20 protein-coding genes are annotated in these 20,171 nt (G+C 59.3%); 11 read left to right on the top strand and 9 right to left on the bottom strand.

What is annotated here, in order from left to right; translation table 11 throughout:
* Position 1 precedes the first annotated feature (1 nt).
* From ngg to B3N48_RS06480, 3 genes are all read left to right on the top strand, one after another.
* Positions 2 to 1,750: an N-acetylglutaminylglutamine synthetase gene (gene ngg / locus B3N48_RS06490; RefSeq protein ID WP_296180913.1), complete on the top strand. Its 1,749-nt coding sequence runs from the start codon at positions 2 to 4 to the stop codon at positions 1,748 to 1,750.
* A 97-nt stretch (positions 1,751 to 1,847) separates the two neighbouring features.
* Positions 1,848 to 3,032, top strand: a complete 1,185-nt coding sequence (locus B3N48_RS06485; protein ID WP_296180911.1) for an osmoprotectant NAGGN system M42 family peptidase — start codon at positions 1,848 to 1,850, stop codon at positions 3,030 to 3,032.
* A 173-nt stretch (positions 3,033 to 3,205) separates the two neighbouring features.
* Entirely contained in the window at positions 3,206 to 3,436 is a 231-nt protein-coding gene (locus B3N48_RS06480) for a YheU family protein (RefSeq protein ID WP_296180908.1), read from the top strand.
* A gap of 27 nt (positions 3,437 to 3,463) precedes the next feature.
* Here the strand turns inward: B3N48_RS06480 and csrA are convergent, their stop codons facing one another.
* From csrA to B3N48_RS06460, 4 genes are all read right to left on the bottom strand, one after another.
* Positions 3,464 to 3,661, bottom strand: coding sequence for a carbon storage regulator CsrA (csrA, locus tag B3N48_RS06475; RefSeq protein WP_296180904.1), 198 nt, complete (start codon positions 3,659 to 3,661; stop codon positions 3,464 to 3,466).
* 143 nt (positions 3,662 to 3,804) lie between these two features.
* Entirely contained in the window at positions 3,805 to 4,137 is a 333-nt protein-coding gene (locus B3N48_RS06470; protein ID WP_296180902.1) for a YnfA family protein, read from the bottom strand.
* A gap of 66 nt (positions 4,138 to 4,203) precedes the next feature.
* A complete protein-coding gene (locus B3N48_RS06465; protein ID WP_296180899.1) occupies positions 4,204 to 5,016 on the bottom strand; it encodes an SDR family oxidoreductase in 813 nt (270 codons plus the stop codon).
* 104 nt (positions 5,017 to 5,120) lie between these two features.
* Positions 5,121 to 5,498, bottom strand: a complete 378-nt coding sequence (locus B3N48_RS06460; RefSeq protein WP_296180896.1) for a DUF2784 domain-containing protein — start codon at positions 5,496 to 5,498, stop codon at positions 5,121 to 5,123.
* Positions 5,499 to 5,801: 303 nt separating this feature from the next.
* Here B3N48_RS06460 and B3N48_RS06455 point away from each other — a divergent pair, with 303 nt between their 5' ends.
* Positions 5,802 to 5,960: a DUF3309 family protein gene (locus B3N48_RS06455; RefSeq protein WP_092410703.1), complete on the top strand. Its 159-nt coding sequence runs from the start codon at positions 5,802 to 5,804 to the stop codon at positions 5,958 to 5,960.
* Positions 5,961 to 7,018: 1,058 nt separating this feature from the next.
* Here B3N48_RS06455 and B3N48_RS06450 read toward each other — a convergent pair.
* The 3 genes from B3N48_RS06450 to B3N48_RS06440 form a co-directional block, all read right to left on the bottom strand.
* On the bottom strand, positions 7,019 to 8,677 hold the full coding sequence (locus B3N48_RS06450) for a cation acetate symporter (RefSeq protein ID WP_093463816.1): 1,659 nt from the start codon (positions 8,675 to 8,677) through the stop codon (positions 7,019 to 7,021).
* A complete protein-coding gene (locus B3N48_RS06445) occupies positions 8,674 to 8,985 on the bottom strand; it encodes a DUF485 domain-containing protein (RefSeq protein ID WP_081565997.1) in 312 nt (103 codons plus the stop codon). The genes B3N48_RS06450 and B3N48_RS06445 overlap by 4 nt, the downstream gene beginning before the upstream one ends.
* 374 nt (positions 8,986 to 9,359) lie before the next feature.
* Entirely contained in the window at positions 9,360 to 10,217 is an 858-nt protein-coding gene (locus B3N48_RS06440) for a glycine betaine ABC transporter substrate-binding protein (protein WP_296180879.1), read from the bottom strand.
* A 1,308-nt stretch (positions 10,218 to 11,525) separates the two neighbouring features.
* On the opposite strand from B3N48_RS06440, the gene B3N48_RS06435 reads away from it, so the two are divergent.
* The 3 genes from B3N48_RS06435 to B3N48_RS06425 all read left to right on the top strand — a co-directional run bounded on the left by B3N48_RS06435 (position 11,526) and on the right by B3N48_RS06425 (position 14,674).
* Positions 11,526 to 12,824 carry a serine/threonine protein kinase gene (locus B3N48_RS06435; protein WP_296180875.1) on the top strand — a complete coding sequence of 433 codons (1,299 nt, stop codon included), beginning with the start codon at positions 11,526 to 11,528 and terminating at the stop codon, positions 12,822 to 12,824.
* Positions 12,817 to 13,620, top strand: a complete 804-nt coding sequence (locus tag B3N48_RS06430; protein WP_296180873.1) for an MlaA family lipoprotein — start codon at positions 12,817 to 12,819, stop codon at positions 13,618 to 13,620. The genes B3N48_RS06435 and B3N48_RS06430 overlap by 8 nt, the downstream gene beginning before the upstream one ends.
* 199 nt (positions 13,621 to 13,819) lie before the next feature.
* On the top strand, positions 13,820 to 14,674 hold the full coding sequence (locus B3N48_RS06425) for a pirin family protein (RefSeq protein ID WP_296180867.1): 855 nt from the start codon (positions 13,820 to 13,822) through the stop codon (positions 14,672 to 14,674).
* A gap of 172 nt (positions 14,675 to 14,846) precedes the next feature.
* On the opposite strand, the gene B3N48_RS06420 is transcribed toward B3N48_RS06425, so the two are convergent.
* Both B3N48_RS06420 and B3N48_RS06415 read right to left on the bottom strand, forming a co-directional pair.
* The gene (locus B3N48_RS06420) at positions 14,847 to 16,082 is read right to left on the bottom strand and encodes a patatin-like phospholipase family protein (protein WP_296180865.1); all 1,236 of its coding nucleotides are present in this window, start codon (positions 16,080 to 16,082) and stop codon (positions 14,847 to 14,849) included.
* 19 nt (positions 16,083 to 16,101) lie between these two features.
* On the bottom strand, positions 16,102 to 17,034 hold the full coding sequence (locus B3N48_RS06415; RefSeq protein WP_296180862.1) for a lipid A biosynthesis lauroyl acyltransferase: 933 nt from the start codon (positions 17,032 to 17,034) through the stop codon (positions 16,102 to 16,104).
* A 145-nt stretch (positions 17,035 to 17,179) separates the two neighbouring features.
* Between B3N48_RS06415 and minC the strand changes: the two genes are divergently transcribed.
* The 4 genes from minC (at position 17,180) to B3N48_RS06395 (ending at position 19,955) form a co-directional block, all read left to right on the top strand.
* A complete protein-coding gene (minC, locus tag B3N48_RS06410; protein ID WP_296180859.1) occupies positions 17,180 to 17,926 on the top strand; it encodes a septum site-determining protein MinC in 747 nt (248 codons plus the stop codon).
* A gap of 196 nt (positions 17,927 to 18,122) precedes the next feature.
* The gene (gene minD / locus B3N48_RS06405) at positions 18,123 to 18,935 is read left to right on the top strand and encodes a septum site-determining protein MinD (RefSeq protein ID WP_062390343.1); all 813 of its coding nucleotides are present in this window, start codon (positions 18,123 to 18,125) and stop codon (positions 18,933 to 18,935) included.
* Positions 18,935 to 19,189 (top strand): cell division topological specificity factor MinE, encoded by a 255-nt coding sequence (gene minE, locus B3N48_RS06400; RefSeq protein ID WP_166593368.1) that lies wholly within the window; start codon positions 18,935 to 18,937, stop codon positions 19,187 to 19,189. Before minD ends, minE begins: the two co-directional genes overlap by 1 nt.
* 130 nt (positions 19,190 to 19,319) lie before the next feature.
* Positions 19,320 to 19,955, top strand: a complete 636-nt coding sequence (locus B3N48_RS06395) for an RluA family pseudouridine synthase (RefSeq protein WP_296180853.1) — start codon at positions 19,320 to 19,322, stop codon at positions 19,953 to 19,955.
* Positions 19,956 to 20,171 lie beyond the last annotated feature (216 nt).

Raw genomic sequence — 20,171 nt, 5'->3', positions numbered from 1 at the left:
AATGAAAGCCAACGCTTCGATCTACAATCAGCGCCTGTTGCGCGGTCAGGCGCCGTCCTACGAGCGTCTGCAAGCGCGCTTTGCTGAGGACGGCAGTTCCCTCGATGACGCGCCCCTCGCGTTGCACTGCGGGTGGGGCCGTTTGCTGATTGGCCATACGTACCCTGATCCGGCAGCCTTGGCCCACGAACTGCTGAATGAAAAGCCCGGCGAGCGTGACATTGCTCTGTACGTCGCGGCGCCCCAGCAGGTGTTGGCGCAGTCGCCGCAGCAGTTATTCCTCGATCCCTCGGACACGCTGCGTCTGTGGTTCAGCGACTATCGTCCTGCCCAGCGGGTGTTCCGCGGCTTTCGCATTCGCCGCGCGCAAAATCAGGCTGACTGGGACGCGATCAATCACCTGTACATCGCCCGTGGCATGTTGCCGATTGAGCCGACACTGCTCACACCCCGTCACCAGGGCGGCCCTGTGTACTGGATCGCCGAAGACGAAACCACCAACGCGGTCATTGGCAGCGTCATGGGCCTGAATCATCAAAAGGCCTTCAACGACCCGGAAAACGGCAGCAGTCTTTGGTGCCTGGCGGTCGACCCTCAGTGCACCCGGCCTGGCGTGGGTGAAGTGCTGGTGCGGCATCTGATCGAGCATTTTCAGAGTCGCGGCCTCGCCTACCTGGACCTGTCCGTGCTGCACGACAATCAGCAGGCGAAAAACCTCTACGCCAAGCTCGGCTTCCGCAATCTGCCGACCTTCGCCATCAAGCGCAAAAACGGCATCAACGAGAAACTGTTCCTCGGCCCTGGCCCGCAGGCGGATTTCAATCCCTATGCGCGGATCATTGTCGATGAGGCCCATCGGCGGGGCATCGAGGTGCAGGTGGATGACGCTGAAGCGGGTCTGTTCACGCTGGTCCATGGCGGCCGACGCATTCGCTGCCGCGAATCGCTGAGCGATCTCACCACGGCGGTCAGCATGACCCTGTGTCAGGACAAGCGCCTGACCAACAAGGTACTGAAAGCAGCGGGCCTTGAATTGCCCGTGCAGCAACTGGCGGGCAATGCCGATGACAACCTGGCCTTTCTCGACGAACACCAACGCATCGTCGTCAAACCGGTGGATGGCGAACAGGGTCAGGGCGTGGCGGTCGATCTGCGTACCATCGAAGACGTTCAGGCAGCGGTGGATCGGGCGCGTCAATTCGATTCCCGGGTACTGCTGGAAAGCTTTCATGAAGGGCTCGACCTGCGCATCGTGGTCATCGGCTTTGATGTGGTGGCCGCTGCGATTCGTCGTCCGGCCGAAATCATGGGCGACGGGCGTCACACCATCGGTCAACTGATTGAGGCCCAAAGCCGTCGTCGTTCCGCCGCCACCGGGGGCGAAAGCAAGATCCCGATGGACGACGAAACCCGCCGCACGGTCGAAGACGCCGGTTTCACCTTCGAGAGCGTGTTGCCTGCCGATCAGAAGCTGGCAGTCCGCCGCACGGCCAACCTGCACACGGGCGGCTGTCTGGAAGACGTCACGGCAATTCTGCACCCGGTGTTGAAAGACGCCGCCATCCGCGCTGCCCGCGCCCTCGACATTCCGGTGGTCGGCCTGGACCTGATGGTCCCGGCCGCCGACCAGCCGGAGTATGTGTTTATCGAAGCCAACGAGCGCTGCGGCCTGGCCAACCACGAGCCACAGCCGACCGCTGAACGCTTCGTTGACCTGTTGTTCCCCCATAGCCTGCCCGTTCACGGGTAAAACAGCTGTGAGTTGCAAACTGCGAGCTGCAAGAAGTCGGCGCGACCACTTGCAGCTTGTGGCTTGAAGCTAGCCGCTGTTCCAACTGGAGCCTCCCATGACCACTGCGAAAATCCTCGAACCGGATCTGAATTATCTGCAGAAAGTCCTGCTGGAAATGCTCGCGATTCCCAGCCCTACGGGCTTTACCGACACCATCGTGCGCTACGTCGCTGAGCGTCTTGAAGAACTGGGCATTCCCTTCGAACTCACTCGACGCGGCACCATTCGTGCGACGTTGAAAGGCAAGCAGAACAGCCCCGACCGCGCCGTTTCTGCGCATTTGGACACCATTGGCGCGAGTGTGCGTGAGGTGAAGGACAACGGTCGTCTGGGCCTGGCAGCCGTCGGTTGCTGGTCGAGTCGTTTCGCCGAGGGCAGCCGTGTCAGCGTGTTCACCGACACCGGCGTGATTCGCGGCAGCGTTTTGCCGTTGATGGCTTCCGGGCACGCGTTCAACACAGCGGTCGACACCATGCCGATCAGTTGGGACCATATCGAGCTGCGGCTGGACGCTTACTGCGCGACCCGGGCCGATTGCGAGTCACTGGGCATCAACGTCGGCGATTTCGTGGCATTCGATCCGCTGCCCGAGTTCACTGAAAGCGGACACATCAGCGCGCGCCATCTGGACGATAAAGCAGGGGTCGCGGCGTTGCTGGCGGCGCTCAAGGCCATCGTTGACAGCGGCGCCGAGCCACCCATCGATTGCCACCCGCTGTTTACCATCACCGAGGAAGTCGGCAGTGGTGCGGCCGGCAGCCTGCCGTGGGATGTGAGTGAATTCGTCGGCATCGACATCGCCCCGGTCGCCCCGGGCCAGCACTCCAGCGAACACGCCGTCAGCGTGGCCATGCAGGATTCCGGCGGGCCGTATGACTATCATCTGTCCCGCCACCTGCTGCGACTGGGCCAGGAAAAAGAACTGTCGGTGCGTCGCGACCTGTTCCGCTATTACTACAGCGACGCGCATTCGGCGATCACTGCCGGTTATGACACGCGCACCGCACTACTGGCCTTCGGTTGCGACGCCACCCACGGTTATGAGCGCACGCACATCGACAGCCTGAATACGTTGAGCAAGCTGCTGACCGCCTACATCCTCAGCCCGCCAGTGTTTGCCAGTGATGCGAAGCCGGCCAATGCGTCACTGGAAAACTTCAGCCATCAACTGGAGCACGACGCGCAGATGGAATCGGACACGCGGGTGCCTGCGGTGGATACGCTGGTGGGTCAGCGCTAGACGCTCTACGCCTGTACACGGTCCCAACCTGTGGGAGCCGGCTTGCTGGCTCCCACAATTCTCGACTCGCGAGCATCGGTGCCCTAGTAGGAAAATTGACGACCGCTGTAGCCTGCCAACCGTGCCCACGCTAGCATCCCCGCCATCTGCCCTTCGCAACGACCGAGAACCCCATGTTAATCCCCTACGACCAACTCGAAGCTGACACCCTGACGCGCCTGATCGAGGATTTCGTGACCCGCGACGGCACCGACAACGGCGATGACACACCCCTGGAAACTCGCGTTTTACGGGTTCGCCACGCATTGAGCAAAGGTCAGGCGGTGATCTTCTTCGACCTCGACAGCCAGCAATGCCAACTGATGCTCAAGCACGACGTGCCCAAGGAATATTTCGACGAGTGAATGAAACCGAGGGATGAAGCGGCACCTTCAGGTGCCGGAAGGTCGCGTCGCCCTCTGCTGCAAGCGCGCTGCAATGCGCCGAAAGACCTCGGCACGGTGAATTTTCACGTGTTGCGGGGCATTGATACCCAAGCGAACCTGATTGCCAGTGATCCCCAGAACCTGCACCGTGATGTCATCACCGATGGAGAATGTTTCGCCTATTTCCCGCGTCAATACCAGCATGTTCCTACTCCCTGGGTGGTAACCGAGGTGGCAGGTTGCCGCGCTGGATCCAATGCATCAATGTGCTTGGAACAAATCAGTCTTGCCCTGCAAGGCTTGGCGGCGGTTGCTGACAGACGTGTCCTACATAGGCGTTATTTCCCTTAAGAAACTGTGCCGCGTGGGCCCAATAGAATGATCGTTGCGCCAACGACGCACAGGGCGAGCCCGAGCCAGTCCGAGGTCAAGGGCCGCACGCGTTCAATCACAGCCAGCCAGGCCAACGACGCGACGATGTAGATGCCGCCGTACGCGGCGTAGGCACGACCGGCGTAGGCGGCCTCGACGCGGGTCAGCAACAATGCGAAGACGGTCAGGCTCAACAACGCCGGAATCACCCACAGCGCGCTTTTGCCTTGACGCAACCACATCCAGAACCCGTAACAGCCAGCAATCTCGAACAGCGCCGCGAGGAGAAACCAAAGGTAATTGAGCACGATGAAATCCCTTCGAGGGTGGCCAGAGGTTGCGCGCCACCCTATCAGAAAATTCAGGGCTGATCGTCAGCCAACGGACCTGGACTTGGCGCGCATCTTGTCGGCCATGTTGGCCATTTCGTCGTACAGCGCTTGAGGGTTCTGCTGCTTGATCTGCCAGGCCACGCGGCCCTGTTCGTGGGGCAGAATCAGAAACTCGCCTTTGCCGACCTGATCGTAGACATACTCGGCGATGTCGCTGGCGGTGATCGGCGAGCTTTCCAGCAACTTGCCGACCTGGGCTTTCATCGCCGGGGTGGGGCCGCGGAAGGAGTCGAGCAGATTGGTCTGGAAGAACGAAGGGCAGACCACATGCACCGCAATCTCCTGCTGACGCAATTCCACCAACAGGCTTTCCGACAGGGCCACCACCCCTGCCTTGGCGACGTTGTAATTGCTCATCGCCGGGCCTTGCATCAATGCAGCCATGGACGCGATGTTGATGATCGTGCCTTTGCTCTGCTCCAGCAGCGGTAGGAACGCCTTGCAGCCTTTGACGACCCCCATCAGGTTGATCGCGATCTGCCAGTCCCAGTCCTCCAGCGACAATTCGCCAAAGAAACCGCCCGATGCCACGCCCGCGTTATTCACGATCACGTCGATGCCGCCGAACTTCTGCTCGCAAGCCTGTGCGAAAGCGGTCAACTGGCTGTAGTCGCGCACATCGCACCGCTGAACGAAACCATCGCCCCCCGCTTTGCGCACCAGACTCAAGGTTTCCTGAAGGCCCGCGTCGCTGACGTCCGACAGCGCCAGTCTCCAGCCTTCGCGCGCCCAGCGCAGCGCGATTTCACGCCCCAGGCCGGAACCTGCGCCAGTGATCATGATGCGATTTTGCATAACCGTTGCCTTGTCGATTGCGGGGAAGTGGCCTCAGTGTAAACAGACACATTGTCAGACAGCGCCTTCATTAGCTCGCTGAATATGCCAGGCAAACCGGCGCCTCAGGCGGCATTGCGCCGACCCCGCCACCGCAGGATGACCCAAAGATAAATGCCCAGATTGGCCAACACGACCACGCTGCCCAGTACTGTTTGAATCTGTGGGGTGAGGCCTGCGGGATAAATCAGCGCAATGAGGTAATGACCGATGAAGTCGCCCTCATAGCCAGCGGCACCGGCCTGCAGACGCAGGCTGTTCTCCAGCGGCGTCAGTGGGCAATACAGGTGCAAGAACTCCACCGCCATACCCCACGCCACGGCAGGCAGGTGAAGTAACGCCCATGCCCGTCGATGCAACACCAACAGTCCGCCCAACATGACGAACACAATGAACGTTAGATGGAAGACGACCACGGCATCGGCCATCACCGAATAAAACATAGCGTGCTTCCTAATTGTGGACTCAAGGGCAACTTCGTGACCTGTGTGACATGTCTAAGTTCCATGCCAATTCGCTGTAAGCGGAATGATCGACCACGGCATTTCGGGAAATAAAGAACCCCCCTGATGAACACATCTCATTGATTCTGATGATTATTTTTGAAATGTTAGCTTTTATTTCCTTCCATCAGAACCTTTTGTCGCGGCACAGAGTCGGATCATTCAAGCACTACCACTTTTCACAAAGTTGGCGAAGGCTTGAACGGCATTGCCATTTACCAAGAACATTAGAAGGAACTCGTCATGGGCATCGGCACAATTCTGATCATCATCCTGATTCTCCTGTTGATCGGCGGTCTTCCGGTCTTCCCGCACTCCAGAAGTTGGGGTTACGGGCCGTCGGGGATCATCGGTACGATTCTGGTCATTCTGCTGATTCTGGTGTTGCTTGGCAGGATATAACTGACTCGCCTCCAGCGAAAAACCCCGCTCTTTGTAGCGGGGTTTTTTATTGGGCTTTTTGGGCTGTTGGGTTTTGTGTGTATATCCGATTGCGGTGGTGTTGCTGATTACGGTTCTGCCTAGGGGCAGAAGATTTCGCCTCCGGCGAGTTACTTGGAAAAGCACCCCAAGTAACCAAGGGTGCCTGCTCCTGGTTTGGCTTCGACTTCGTCGAAGTCCCCTCACTCCGACGACGCTCCGTGGGCCCGCCGCGAAGGGCCATCCATGGCCCAGCGCGGCTCTCGCGGCATCCCTGCCGCTCGACCCACTCCACGCCGCCTGCGTTCGGCCTGCACCGAAGTCGCGCCCAGCAGTGTCTGGACTTACGTGCACGAAGATCAAGATCAAAAGCGAACGCTGAGCCCGCACCCCAGCGCTATTCCTGTAGGAGCCGCCGGAGGTACGACGGCAGCGAAGCGGTGTATCAGGCAAATCGTTTATTACAGGCCTACCGCTGCGGACGCGAATGCGAACGCTGAATTCGAATCTTAAAGCTGTCCCTGTAGGAGCCGCCGGAGGTACGACGGCAGCGAAGCGGTGTATCAGGCAAATCGTTTATCACAGGCCTACCGCTTTCGCTGCCGTCGTACCTCCGGCGGCTCCTACATTTATTCGCGTGTATCCAGCCAGCGTGTGCAGTGCAGTTCCACTCCGGCTATTGCTGTTGCTCTTTATCCACGACGGCACAGACGCCGCCGAACGCGACTTGGGTGCAGGCCGAACGCCGGTGGCGCGGAGTGGGCCGAGCGGCAGGGATGCCGCGAGAGCGCCGCAAGGACATGGATGTCCGTTCGGCGCGGGCCCACGGAGCGTCGCCGGCGTTCGGGAACCCTGACGCAGTCAGGGCCAAACCAGGAGCAAGCGTTTTTGGTTACTTTTGTCGCTCTTACAAAAGTGACCCGCTGTAAGAGCGGAACCACTATCAGCCACACCACCGCAATTGGATAGGCCCCCAATCTCAGCATAAAAAAACCCCACTACAAAGAGCGGGGTTTTTCATTTGAAACGCTTAACTCAGATCAGTGCGAAACCGCCCCACTCGCCCCCAGACCGGTCTGCGAACGCACGAACTGCGGGAAGAACAACGCACGTTCGCCCTCAGCCGCTTTCGACTTGTCAGTGATCGAGAAGAACCAGATCCCCACGAACGCGATGATGATCGAGAAGAACGCCGGATACTCGTACGGGAAGATCGCCTTCTCGTGATGCAGAATCTGCACCCAAATGGTCGGGCCAAGAATCATCAGCACCACGGCACTGATCAAGCCCATCCAGCCGCCGATCATCGCGCCGCGAGTCGTCAGGTTTTTCCAGTACATCGAGAGCAACAACACAGGGAAGTTACAGCTCGCCGCGATGGAGAACGCCAGGCCGACCATGAACGCGATGTTCTGACTTTCGAAGGCGATACCCAGCACGATGGCGACGATCGCCAGCGCAACCGTGGTGATCTTCGACACGCGGATTTCGTCTTTCTCGTTGGCTTTGCCCGCCTTGATCACGCTGGCATACAGGTCGTGGGACACCGCCGAGGCACCCGCCAGGGTCAGACCGGCCACGACCGCGAGGATGGTCGCGAACGCCACCGCCGAGATGAAGCCGAGGAACAGGCTGCCACCGACCGCATTGGCCAGGTGCACCGCGGCCATGTTGTTACCGCCCAACAGAGCGCCCGCTGCATCTTTGAACGCCGGGTTGGTGCTGACCAACAGGATCGCGCCGAAGCCGATGATGAAGGTCAGGATGTAGAAGTAGCCGATGAAACCGGTGGCGTACAGCACCGACTTACGGGCTTCCTTCGCATCGCTCACGGTGAAGAAGCGCATCAGGATGTGCGGCAGACCTGCCGTACCGAACATCAGCGCCAGCCCCAACGAGAATGCCGAGATCGGGTCTTTCACCAGACCGCCGGGGCTCATGATGGCCTCGCCTTTCGGGTGAACCTTGACGGCTTCGGAGAACAGTACGTTGAAGTCGAAGTTGACGTGTTTCATCACCATCAGCGCCATGAACGAGGCACCGGACAGCAACAGCACCGCCTTGATGATCTGCACCCAAGTGGTCGCCAGCATGCCGCCGAACAGCACGTACAGGCACATCAGGATACCGACCAGCACCACCGCCACGTTGTAATCGAGGCCGAACAGCAGCTGGATCAGCTTGCCGGCACCGACCATTTGCGCGATCAGGTAGAACGCCACGACCACCAGCGAACCGCAGGCGGACAGGGTCCGGATTTCCTTCTGCTTCAGGCGGTAGGACGCCACGTCAGCGAAGGTGTACTTGCCCAGGTTACGCAGGCGTTCGGCGATCAGGAACAGGATGATCGGCCAGCCGACGAGGAAGCCGATCGAGTAGATCAGGCCGTCATAGCCGGACGCGTACACCAAAGCGGAAATACCCAGGAAGGACGCTGCCGACATGTAGTCACCGGCGATGGCCAGACCATTCTGGAAGCCGGTGATCTTGCCGCCCGCGGCGTAATAATCCGCCGCCGATTTGTTTTTCTTCGCCGCCCAATAGGTCACGCAGAGCGTGGCGCCGACGAAGATCACGAACATGACGATCGCCGCGACGTTAAGGGGTTGTTTTTGTACAGCCCCCGTCAGAGCATCCGCCGCCCAGAGAGTCGGTGCAAAGGCCGCGAGGCCTAATGCTGCAAACAGGCGCCGGATCATTGTTGTGCCTCCTTCAGGATCGCGTTGTTCAGCTCATCGAACTCGCCGTTGGCGCGGCGAACGTAGATGGCGGTCAACACGAACGCGGAAATGATCAGACCGACCCCAATAGGCATACCCCAGGTAATGGATGAAGTGGCGCTGAGCTTGGCGCCGAGAATCTGAGGCCCATACGCAATCAACAGGATGAAAGCGGAATAGAGCCCAAGCATGATCGCCGAGAGAATCCAGGCGAATCGTTCCCTTTTCGAGACCAGCTCCTTGAAACGGGGGCTGTTCTGAATCGAGAGGTAAATGCTGTCGTTCATTGTTTTTGTCCTCGCAGCACAGATGGATGTCACGTATTCCACTGTAGCTCGCTCTAAGCCGCGCTCCAGACGACCTTAGTATTAGAACGACATTAGTTGATGGAGGGAGGCCCATGTGTTTCAGGGATGAGAAAAAAGAAGAGGCATGTTTGGCGGAAGTGACCTGTGGGGCTACGCAGATTTTGATTATGGCCGGAGGCCGTGGGAGCCGGCTTGCTGGCGAAAGCGGTGTGTCAATCAACAAATCAGGGGCTGATACGCCGTATTCGCCAGCAAGCCGGCTCCCACAAAGATTGATCGGTGCGGGGAATAAAAAACCGCCCGGCGAGAAATCGTCGGGCGGTTCATGTCACGCATGAATCTTTTGCGGCAAATTACTTACCGGTCCACTCTTTAACGCGCTCAGGGTGTTTGGCGACCCAGTCTTTGGCGGCTTGTTCGGGCTTGGCGCCGTCCTGGATGGCGAGCATGACTTCGCCGATCTCGTCCTTGCTGCTCCACTGGAATTTCTTCAGGAAGTCAGCCACGTCTGGCGCTTTTTTCGCCAGGTCCAGGCTGCCGACGTTGTCCACGGTTTCAGCCGCACCATAGACACCTTTTGGATCTTCCAGGAATTTCAGTTTCCATTTGGCGAACATCCAGTGCGGCACCCAACCGGTTACGGCAATGGACTCTTTCTTGTTCTCGGCGCGGGTCAGCTCGGCAATCATGCCGGCGCCGGAACTCGCCTGAAGTTTGTAGCCGTCGAGGCCGTAGTCTTTGATGGCCTGGTCGGTCTTGATCATCACGCCCGAGCCAGCGTCGATGCCGACGATTTTCTTCTTGAAGGACTCGTCGGTTTTCAGGTCTGCAACCGAGTTGGCTTTCACGTACTCAGGCACGATCAGACCGATCTTGGCGTCCTTGAAGTTCGGGCCGTAGTCGGTGACCTTGTCTTTGTTCTTGGTCCAATATTCACCATGAGTGACGGGCAGCCAGGCGGACAGCATCATGTCCAGTTTGCCGGTGGCGACGCCCTGCCACATGATCCCGGCAGCGACGGCCTGCAGTTTCACGGGGTAGCCCAGTTTCTGTTTGATCACTTCGGCTGCGACGTTGGTGGTCGCAACGCTATCGGACCAGCCATCCACATAACCGATGCTCAGCTCGGGTTTGTCGGCGGCAACGGCCAGCGTGGAACTGATGGCGAGGGCCAGCGCGGCGCCCGCACCCAGGATATTTCGCATCTTCATCGTTACTTCCCCGGTAGTCCTGCACCCGACGGCGGTCGGGTATCGTTAACGTTTTTTTAAGCTCGCGGCCGACGCACCTCGGTGGCGCACCGCTTAACTTTCACGCTTCAACCCCTTGCCTTCACAGCGGCACTCGCTGCATCGACGAACCGATCATCAACCCCCACCGACCTTGTGCCTTTCCTGTCAACGACACTCAGGCAGTGGGAAACGACATCACCGGGCCATCAACGACAAACAGGTCGTAAACGAAGAGGCAATCCGTCCGAATCTTGCATGCCCAAAGGCAGCGGTGAGTTTCGAGCCTCGAGCGGCGCGTCACAACAGGCGCCGCACGATCCTCCCGCCGCGTGTAGCTCGCAGCTCACTTCCCCTCCTGCCGTCGCTGATGCGATCCGGCGCAACCCCAAGCGACCTTCGCCAGAAACACATTGTGTTACCGAACACGGTATTCCGGAGCCAGATGCGGGTAACACGGAAACAGAAAAACAGCCTTTGAACGCCTGCCGCTTTGAGTCTATTTTTCAAGCCATTGATTTATAACGACTTTATAAAGTTGGCACGCCGCCTGCTATATCTCCTTCATAACAAGAACAAAATGTGAAAACCCAATAAAAATAAGATGAAACGGCTCTGACATAACAAGAACAACGGCACAGAGACGCAGCCAACAGATTTTTTTGGAGTAGATGTGCTTTACAGAGGCCCAGGCCTCACAGCCCGACCGAGAACAATAAAACTACCGTCAGGTAGCGTCCAGAACGGGTTGGATCCTCGCCTCAGGCACTGGATCGAAGCAGATAAGCGCTCAAAAAAATACGTTTGCTCTTGTATCCCGAATGGGGATCACTGAAGACGCTGGAAAGGGACCGGTTGCCAAAAACAACAACAGACCGCCCTACAACAATAAGAAAGAGCACGTGCAACGATTTAAAGGGGAGCCTCGGCTCCCCTTTATGCTGTCCGGAATTCGGAAAAGCGTGATCAGATTAGTGGGAGCCGCCTGGGTGGCGAATGAGGCCTGCTAGCCACCCTAATCTCCCACCGATCAGCGGCATCGCCGCACGATGCGACTCTCAAAGGCAGGAAAACCACGCACGGCCTGTGCGCAGTCGGCCCAAAACACGAAATGCCCCCTATTAAAAGCACAACCTCGCGCTCCAAGGATGCCAGAACCTGTATTGTGGCCTAGGATTCGCAGGGGCCTGCGAGGGATTAACTGCAAATTGCCACTACGGCACTTTTTGCACACCCCCTGTGTCATAGCCTGCGTATCTCAACAGCACTTCTTTCCCAAGGGATTCAGTCATGCTTCGTTTTCTACGCCTCGCCGCCCTTTCGGGCGGCTTGTTCTTGAGTGCGTCCGTGATGGCGGTCGACATCGATCCGTCCAGCTATGGCTTCCCTCTGACCAACCCGTTTGAAGCGACCATCGCCACGACGCCGCCTGATTTGCGCGCCAAGGTACCGGACGACGCTGACATTGATCAGGACGACTACAGCCTGACGTTGCGCCCGGATCGTGAATTCACCCTGCCCGACAACTTCTGGGCTGTGAAGAAGCTGCGTTACCGCCTTGCCAAACAAGACCATCCCGCACCGCTGATTTTCCTGATCGCCGGCACCGGCGCCCCCTACAACAGCACCCTCAACGAATACCTCAAACGGCTGTATTACGGAGCCGGGTACAACGTCGTGCAGCTGTCGTCGCCCACCAGCTACGACTTCATGAGCGCAGCCTCACGTTTCGCGACGCCGGGGGTGACGACCGAGGACGCTGAAGACCTGTATCGCGTGATGCAGGCGGTACGGGCCCAGCAGACCAAGCTGCAAGTCACCGAGTATTACCTCAGCGGTTACAGCCTTGGTGCGCTGGACGCGGCCTTCGTCAGCAAACTCGACGAAACACGCCGCAGCTTCAACTTCAAGAAAGTCCTGCTGATCAACCCGCCGGTGAACCTTTACACCTCGATCACCAACCTGGACAAAATGGTCCAGACCGACGTGAAAGGCATCACCAACAGCACGACGTTCTATGAGCTGGTGCTGCAAAAGCTGACCCGCTACTTCCGCGAAAAAGGCTACATCGACCTCAACGACGCGCTGCTCTATGACTTCCAGCAGTCCAAGCAGCACCTGTCCAACGAGCAAATGGCGATGCTGATCGGCACGTCGTTCCGCTTCTCGGCCGCCGACATCGCGTTCACCTCCGACCTGATCAACCGCCGCGGCCTGATCACGCCGCCGAAGACGCCGATCAGCGAAGGCACCAGCCTGACGCCATTCCTCAAGCGTGCGTTGCAGTGCGATTTCGACTGTTACGTCACCGAGCAAGTGATCCCGATGTGGCGCGCCCGCACCGACGGCGGCAGCCTGCTGCAACTTGTCGATCAAGTCAGCCTGTACGCCCTCAAGGATTACCTGAGCACCAGCAAAAAGATTTCCGTCATGCACAACGCCGACGACGTGATCCTCGGCCCGGGTGACCTCGGTTTTCTGCGCAAGACATTTGGCGATCGCCTGACCGTTTACCCGTATGGCGGTCATTGCGGCAACATGAACTATCGCGTCAACAGCGACGCCATGCTGGAGTTTTTCCGTGGCTAAACGTCTATTGCTCATCGCCGCCCTGCTCTGCGCAGGTGCCGTTCACGCGGCCGACGCGCCTATCATTTCTCAGGCCCAGCCGGTCAAGCGCGTCGATAACCCCGATGGCTTCACCGAGCCGTTGAAGTCGCTGAAATTCAACCCCGGCCTGGACGCTCAGGAGTTCGAGCGTTCGTCGCTGAACGCCCTCAACGTGTACGACCCGCTGGAGTCGTGGAACCGCCGGGTCTACCACTTCAACTACCGCTTCGATGAGTGGGTCTTCCTGCCGGTGGTCAATGGCTATAAATACGTCACACCGAGTTTCGTGCGCACGGGCGTCAGCAACTTCTTCAGCAATCTGGGCGACGTTCCGAATTTGCTGAACAGCCTGCTGCAGTTCAAAGGCAAGCGCTCGCTGGACACGACGGGCCGGCTGATCATCAACACCACCATCGGTATCGCGGGCCTGTGGGACGCGGCGACCTGGATGGGCCTGCCGAAACAGAGCGAAGACTTCGGTCAGACCCTGGGTTTCTATGGTGTTCCGGCAGGGCCGTATCTGGTGTTGCCGATCCTTGGGCCTTCGAACCTGCGTGATACCGGCGGCCTGGTGTTCGACTTCACCGCCGAATCGCAGATCAACTTCCTGAACGTGGCGCAGGTCAGTGAGGACCATCCGGAGTTGTACCTGTTGCGCGCGATCGATCGCCGCTACACCACCAGCTTCCGCTATGGGCAGATGAACTCCCCGTTCGAGTACGAAAAAGTGCGGTACGTGTACACCGAAGCGCGGAAATTGCAGATTCAGGAGTGATGAGTGTCCGCCGATCACATGGCTGATCGGCGCTGCAAAACCCTGTGGGAGTCGGCTTGCTGGCTCCCACAATAAAGACCGCATGCATGCAAAAACCCATCTAACAACCCGATCAATCCCGCGCAAAAACGTCACCCATCCATCGCCCTTACGGGCATACCATAGGCGTCATTCCCACCCTCTTCCGGAGTGCGCCCTCGTGACTCAATTTCGCAAAGTGCTGTCAATCCAGGCAGGCCAGCCGACCTCGGACGGCGCGGGCGTCAAGCTGACGCGGGTATTCGGTGGCCCCGGTATCGAGCTGTTCGACCCCTTTCTCATGCTCGATGAATTCGGCTCAGACACGCCAGATGACTACATCGCCGGTTTCCCGCCGCACCCCCATCGCGGCTTCGAGACCGTGACTTACATGCTCGAAGGCCGCATGCGCCACGAAGACCACATGGGCAACGTCGGCCTGTTGCAAGGCGGCGGTGTGCAGTGGATGACCGCTGCGCGTGGCGTGATCCACAGCGAGATGCCAGAGCAGGAAGAAGGCGTGATGCGCGGCTTTCAGTTGTGGCTGAATCTGCCGGGGAAATCAAAAATGGGAGACGCCGGTTACGATGACATTCAGCCAGAACGGGTCCCTCGCCTCACCACGCAGAACAGCGTCGACGTGGTGGTGATCGCCGGGCAGTTCGACGACGGTCAGGTGCAGCAGGCAGGGGCTGTGCAGCGGCCCGACACCGAACCGCAGTATTTCGATTTCCACATCCCGGCAGGCAAGGGGGTCAGTCCAATCGTTCCAGAAGGGCATCGCGTGCTGCTGTATGTGTACGAAGGCGAAGTCGAGATTGCCGGTTGCGCGCAAACGCTCGGTCAGAGCCGTCTGGCTCGGTTGTCGGAAAATGGCCAAGTGCAGCTCAATTCAGCGACCGGCGCGAAGGTATTGCTGATCGCGGGCAAGCCCTTGAACGAGCCGATCGTGCAATACGGCCCGTTCGTGATGAACAGCCGCGAAGAGATTGAACAAGCGCTGCGGGATTTCCGTGATGACAAATTGACGGCGTAAACAATCGCTAGATGGCGATTCCTGTAGGAGCGTGGCTTGTCCCGCAATCTGACGCGCAGCGGCAGTCATACCAGCCAACGCAGCCTGTCAGATGCACTTAAATCTTCAGGTGTCATAGCCGGTTCCCGGCCAATCGCGGGACAAGCCACGCTCCTACAGGGAATAGGCGGCGTCATGCGATCCGCAAAAACCGCATCAACTCCTCTCGCTGGGCCATCGCGTCGCGGCGGCCCAATTCGATCAATTCGCTGCAATACCCTGACTCGAACAGCAGGTAGCTCAGCACCCCTGCCCCACTGGTCTTGGTCGCCCCCGGGCCGCGCAGAAAGGTGCGCAAGGCAGGGGGCAGCTCGCGGCGGTGGCGGGCGGCGATTTCGTCGAGGGGTTGGCTTGGCGAGATGACCAGCACCTCCACCGGCGCCAACGACTGCACCGGCGTCGGCTGTTCGGACACCTGCGGCGACGGCTCGGGCGACGTGGGCAGCATGCGGCTCAGCAGGTTCAGCCGCTCCAGCAATTCGATGTCACTCTCCAGGCTGTCAATGAACGTGCTGTTGAGCATGTGGCCACTGATCTGCGCCAGGCTCGGCTGCGCCCCGCTCACGACCCGATGCACTGGCTTGTTCGCCCCCGGGCCGCGCGGATTGCCGCTGACGCCCACCACCAGCACCCGGTTGGCGCCTAGGTGCAGCGCCGGGCTGATAGGCGCCGACTGCCGCACCGCGCCGTCGCCGAAATATTCATGTTCGAGCTTGACCGGGGCGAACAGCAGCGGAATCGCCGAACTCGCCAGCAGATGATCGACGGTCAGTCGCGTCGGCAGGCCCACCCGCCGATGCCGCAGCCAGGCATCGATGGTGCCTTTACCCTGATAAAAGGTGACGGCCTGCCCCGACTCATAGCCAAAGGCGGTGACCGCGACGGCGCGCAAATGATGACCCTCGATGGCCTCGTCGATGCCCGAAAGGTTCAGGCGCTCGGTCAGCAAATCCTTCAACGGCGAGCTGTTCAACAGCGCCACGGGAATCTGCTTGCGGCCGATTCCCAACAGGCTGCGCCCGACGAAACGCGAGGCCTGACGAATCACGCCGGACCAGTCGCTGCGCAGCACTTGATGGCTGCGAAAGCTCTGCCAGAACACCGTCAATTCATGGATGGCAGTACGAAATTGGGCGGCGCCGCTGGCGAGTTTCACCGCGTTGATCGCGCCCGCGGACGTGCCGACGATTACCGGGAACGGGTTTTTCGTGCCTACCGGCAGCAGGTCGGCGATCCCCGCCAATACCCCCACTTGGTAAGCGGCCCGAGCGCCCCCGCCAGAAAGAATCAGTCCGGTGATCGACTCGCGACCGACCGAAACCGTTGAAGCGCTGTTGACTGTTTTTTGTTCTGCTGCGCTTGTCGTCATAAACCCTCAGCCCCAGGTGTCAGCCCCGCTTTTTATACAGCTTCGGCTCACCGGGCGGCCTGCTCTTGAACCGCCGGTGTGCCCACAGATACTGCTCGGGGCAGGCGGTCACAGCCCGCTCGACCCATTGATTGATGCGCAGGCAATCGGCCTCGTCGCTTTCGCCGGGGAAATCGGTCAGCGCCGGATGAATCACCAGCCGGTAACCGCTGCCATCGGCCAGACGCTCCTGAGTGAACGGCACCACAAGGGCGCGTCCGAGGGTCGCGAATTTGCTGGTGGCGGGCACAGTGGCTGCAGGAATGCCGAACAGCGGCACGAAAATGCTCTGCTTGGCGCCGTAGTCCTGATCCGGCGCATACCAGATGGCGCGGCCCTTGCGCAGCTGCTTGATCATGCCGCGCACGTCTTCACGCTCGACAGCGATGGCATCCAGGTTGTGACGCTCGCGCCCCCGGCGTTGAACGTAGTCGAACAGCGGATTCCGGTGTTCGCGGTACATGCCATCGATGGTGTGCTGCTGACCGAGCAGCGCCGCGCCGATCTCCAGCGTCGTGAAATGCAGGGCCATGAGGATCACGCCCTGCCCGTCGAGGTGCGGCTGTTTGAGGTGCTGTAACCCTTCGATGTGCGCCAGCTTCGCCAGACGCGCGGGGCTCCACCACCAACTCATGGCCATTTCGAAAAAAGCGATGCCCGTGGAAGCGAAATTTTCCTTGAGCAGGCGTTTGCGCTCGGCCCTGGAATACTGGGGGAAACACAGTTCGAGGTTGCGCGCCGCGATGATCCGGCGGTCGGTGGCGAAGTAATACATAATCCCGCCCAGCACCCGACCGATGGCCACCAGCACGCGAAACGGTAGCTGCACCACCAGCCAGAGCAAACCGAGCCCCAGCCACAGCAGCCAGAAGCGGGGATGAAGAAATCGGGCTCGAAAACGCGGGCGTTCCATTAAGGCTTCCGTCAAGACAAAGGCGGGCATTCTACATCGGTTCGAGGGCTTTCGTGACGCTTCGTCGGTTGCGGCTCCCTTGCGACTCGCGGGCGTTCTCGTTATAAGTCTCGGCACTTTTAGCGACAAGCCGCTGTATGCCGACATGAGCCAAATCGAATTGCAAGACAAGGAACCGGTGTTCCAGCTGAAGGGCAGCATGCTGGCCATCACCGTGCTGGAACTGGCCCGTAACAACCTCGAAGCGCTGGATCGTCAATTGGCGGCCAAAGTCGCTCAGGCGCCGAACTTTTTCAGCAATACCCCATTAGTGCTGGCGCTGGACAAACTCCCGCCCAACGAAGGGGCCGTCGATCTGCAAGGCATGATGCGCATCTGTCGCCATCACGGCCTGCGCACCCTGGCCATTCGCGCCAACCGTATCGAAGACATTGCCGCCGCCATCGCCATCGATCTGCCGGTCCTGCCGCCCTCCGGCGCGCGCGAAAGGCCGCTCGATCCGACGGAAGGGGAAATAAAGAAAAAGCCCGAAGTCGTGGAAAAACCGCCCGAGCCATTGATCAAGCCAACCAAGATCATCACGGCCCCGGTGCGTGGCGGGCAGCAGATTTATGCTCAAGGTTCGGACCTGATAGTGATTTCGTCGGTCAGCCCGGGTGCGGAACTTCTCGCCGATGGCAACATCCATGTGTATGGCCCGATGCGGGGCCGGGCACTGGCAGGCATCAAGGGCGACACCAAGGCGCGGATTTTCTGCCAGCAGATGGTCGCCGAACTGGTCTCCATCGCCGGGCAATACAAGGTCGCGGAGGACCTGCGACGCGACCCTTTGTGGGGGGCCGGAGTACAAGTCAGTCTGTCCGGTGACGTGTTGAACATCATCCGTCTTTAACGGATACTGCGCCATTTTCAAAGCCACTCTGATTCGTCGCGAAAACGATGCACAGGGCAAGGAAATCCGGGAAATTCAGGTGTTTTCTCGAAACGTGAGCTTCGCAAGACGCTCGTTTCCTTCTCTGTTCGATATGACGCTGCGTGATGAGGGGCTCTTCAGGGACTAGCCGTCCTACTTTTAGGGGTGATACACCTTGGCCAAGATTCTCGTGGTTACATCCGGCAAGGGTGGTGTGGGCAAGACCACCACCAGCGCCGCTATCGGTACCGGCCTCGCATTGCGCGGCCACAAAACGGTCATCGTCGACTTCGACGTGGGTTTGCGTAACCTCGACCTGATCATGGGTTGCGAGCGTCGCGTGGTGTATGACTTCGTCAACGTGGTCAATGGCGAAGCCAACCTGCAACAGGCCCTGATCAAGGACAAGAAGATCGAAGGCCTCTACGTCCTGGCCGCGAGCCAGACCCGCGACAAGGAAGCGCTGACCAAAGAAGGCGTGGAAAAAGTCCTGATGGAACTCAAGGAATCCTTCGAGTACATCGTCTGCGACTCCCCAGCCGGTATCGAAACGGGCGCTCACCTGGCGATGTACTTCGCGGACGAAGCGATCGTCGTGACCAACCCTGAAGTCTCCTCCGTGCGCGACTCGGACCGCATGCTCGGCCTGCTGGCCAGCAAATCCCGCCGTGCCGAACGCAACGAAGACCCAATCAAGGAACACCTGCTCCTGACCCGCTACAACCCTGAGCGCGTCAGCAAGGGCGAAATGCTGGGCGTGGAAGACGTCAAGGAAATCCTGGCCGTGACCCTGCTCGGGGTGATTCCTGAATCCCAAGCGGTGCTCAAGGCTTCCAACCAGGGCGTGCCTGTCATCCTCGATGACCAGAGCGATGCCGGCCAGGCGTACAGCGATGCTGTCGACCGCCTGTTGGGCAAAGACCGCGAGCACCGTTTCCTGGACGTACAGAAAAAAGGATTTTTCGAACGCCTGTTCGGGGGTAACTAATGAACATTTTTGACTTCTTTCGTGCCAACAAAAAGCCCAGTACCGCATCGGTCGCGAAAGAGCGTCTACAGATCATCGTGGCGCATGAACGCGGCCAACGCAGTACCCCGGACTACCTGCCCGCTCTGCAAAAAGAACTGGTGGAAGTGATCCGTAAATACGTCCAGATCGAGGACGACAAAGTGCAGGTTGCGCTCGACAACGAGGGCAGCTACTCGATTCTGGAACTCAACATCACCCTGCCTGATCGTTGATCGAACAGGTTGCCGCCACGGCGGCTCGGTTGCCCTGATCCCTTGCGGGATTCGGGTGAGCGAGCCGCCGTTGGCGTTTGTGTCCACACCGATTTCTGCTCTGAAAGTGCTTTCGCCACGAGGCTGTTCCATGCCGCTGTCCAACGTTCACATTCTCCATCAGGACGACGCCGTTCTGGTGGTGAACAAGCCTACCCTGCTGCTGTCGGTGCCTGGCCGCGCTGATGACAACAAGGACTGCCTGATTACGCGCCTGCAGGAAAACGGCTACCCCGAAGCGCGCATTGTCCATCGGCTCGATTGGGAAACATCGGGGATCATTTTGCTGGCGCGTGACGCGGACACGCATCGGGAGCTCTCTCGGCAGTTTCATGACCGGGAAACCGAAAAAGCCTACACAGCGCTGGCCTGGGGCAACCCCGAGTTGGACAGCGGCAGCATCGACCTGCCCCTGCGCTACGACCCGCCCACCAAGCCTCGGCATGTGGTGGATCATGAGTTCGGCAAGCACGCATTGACGTTCTGGAAGGTGTTGGAACGCTATGACACCCATTGCCGCGTGGAGCTGACGCCGATCACCGGGCGGTCCCATCAGTTGCGGGTCCACATGCTGTCGATCGGGCACCCGTTACTGGGGGATGGGTTGTATGCGCATCCCGAGGCGCTGGCGGCGTATCCGCGGCTGTGCCTGCACGCGAGCATGTTGACGTTTACCCATCCGGTGAGCAAAGCGCGGATGCGGTTTGAGTGTCCGGCGCCGTTTTGAGGGAGTGGGCTCCAGGGGTGGGTTTAGAGTGTTGGCTGTGGGTTTGGGCTATAGATGATTTGAGGGGCAGTTCACTTTAGATCATTACTTCGATGCCTTTCAGGCCTTTTCGCTAGCAAGCCGGCTCCCACATTTTTTGCAACGCGCCGCAGCCTGATGGATCTCCTTGTCCGCATTGGCGGTTGACTCGCAACGCTATTTCGTGGCTTTGGTGAG

The organism is Pseudomonas sp. UBA1879 (assembly GCF_002338065.1).
In the GTDB taxonomy this organism is placed as follows: domain Bacteria; phylum Pseudomonadota; class Gammaproteobacteria; order Pseudomonadales; family Pseudomonadaceae; genus Aquipseudomonas.
Note: the sequence above shows the minus strand (reverse complement) of the source record. Positions and strands in the feature narration are given on the sequence as shown.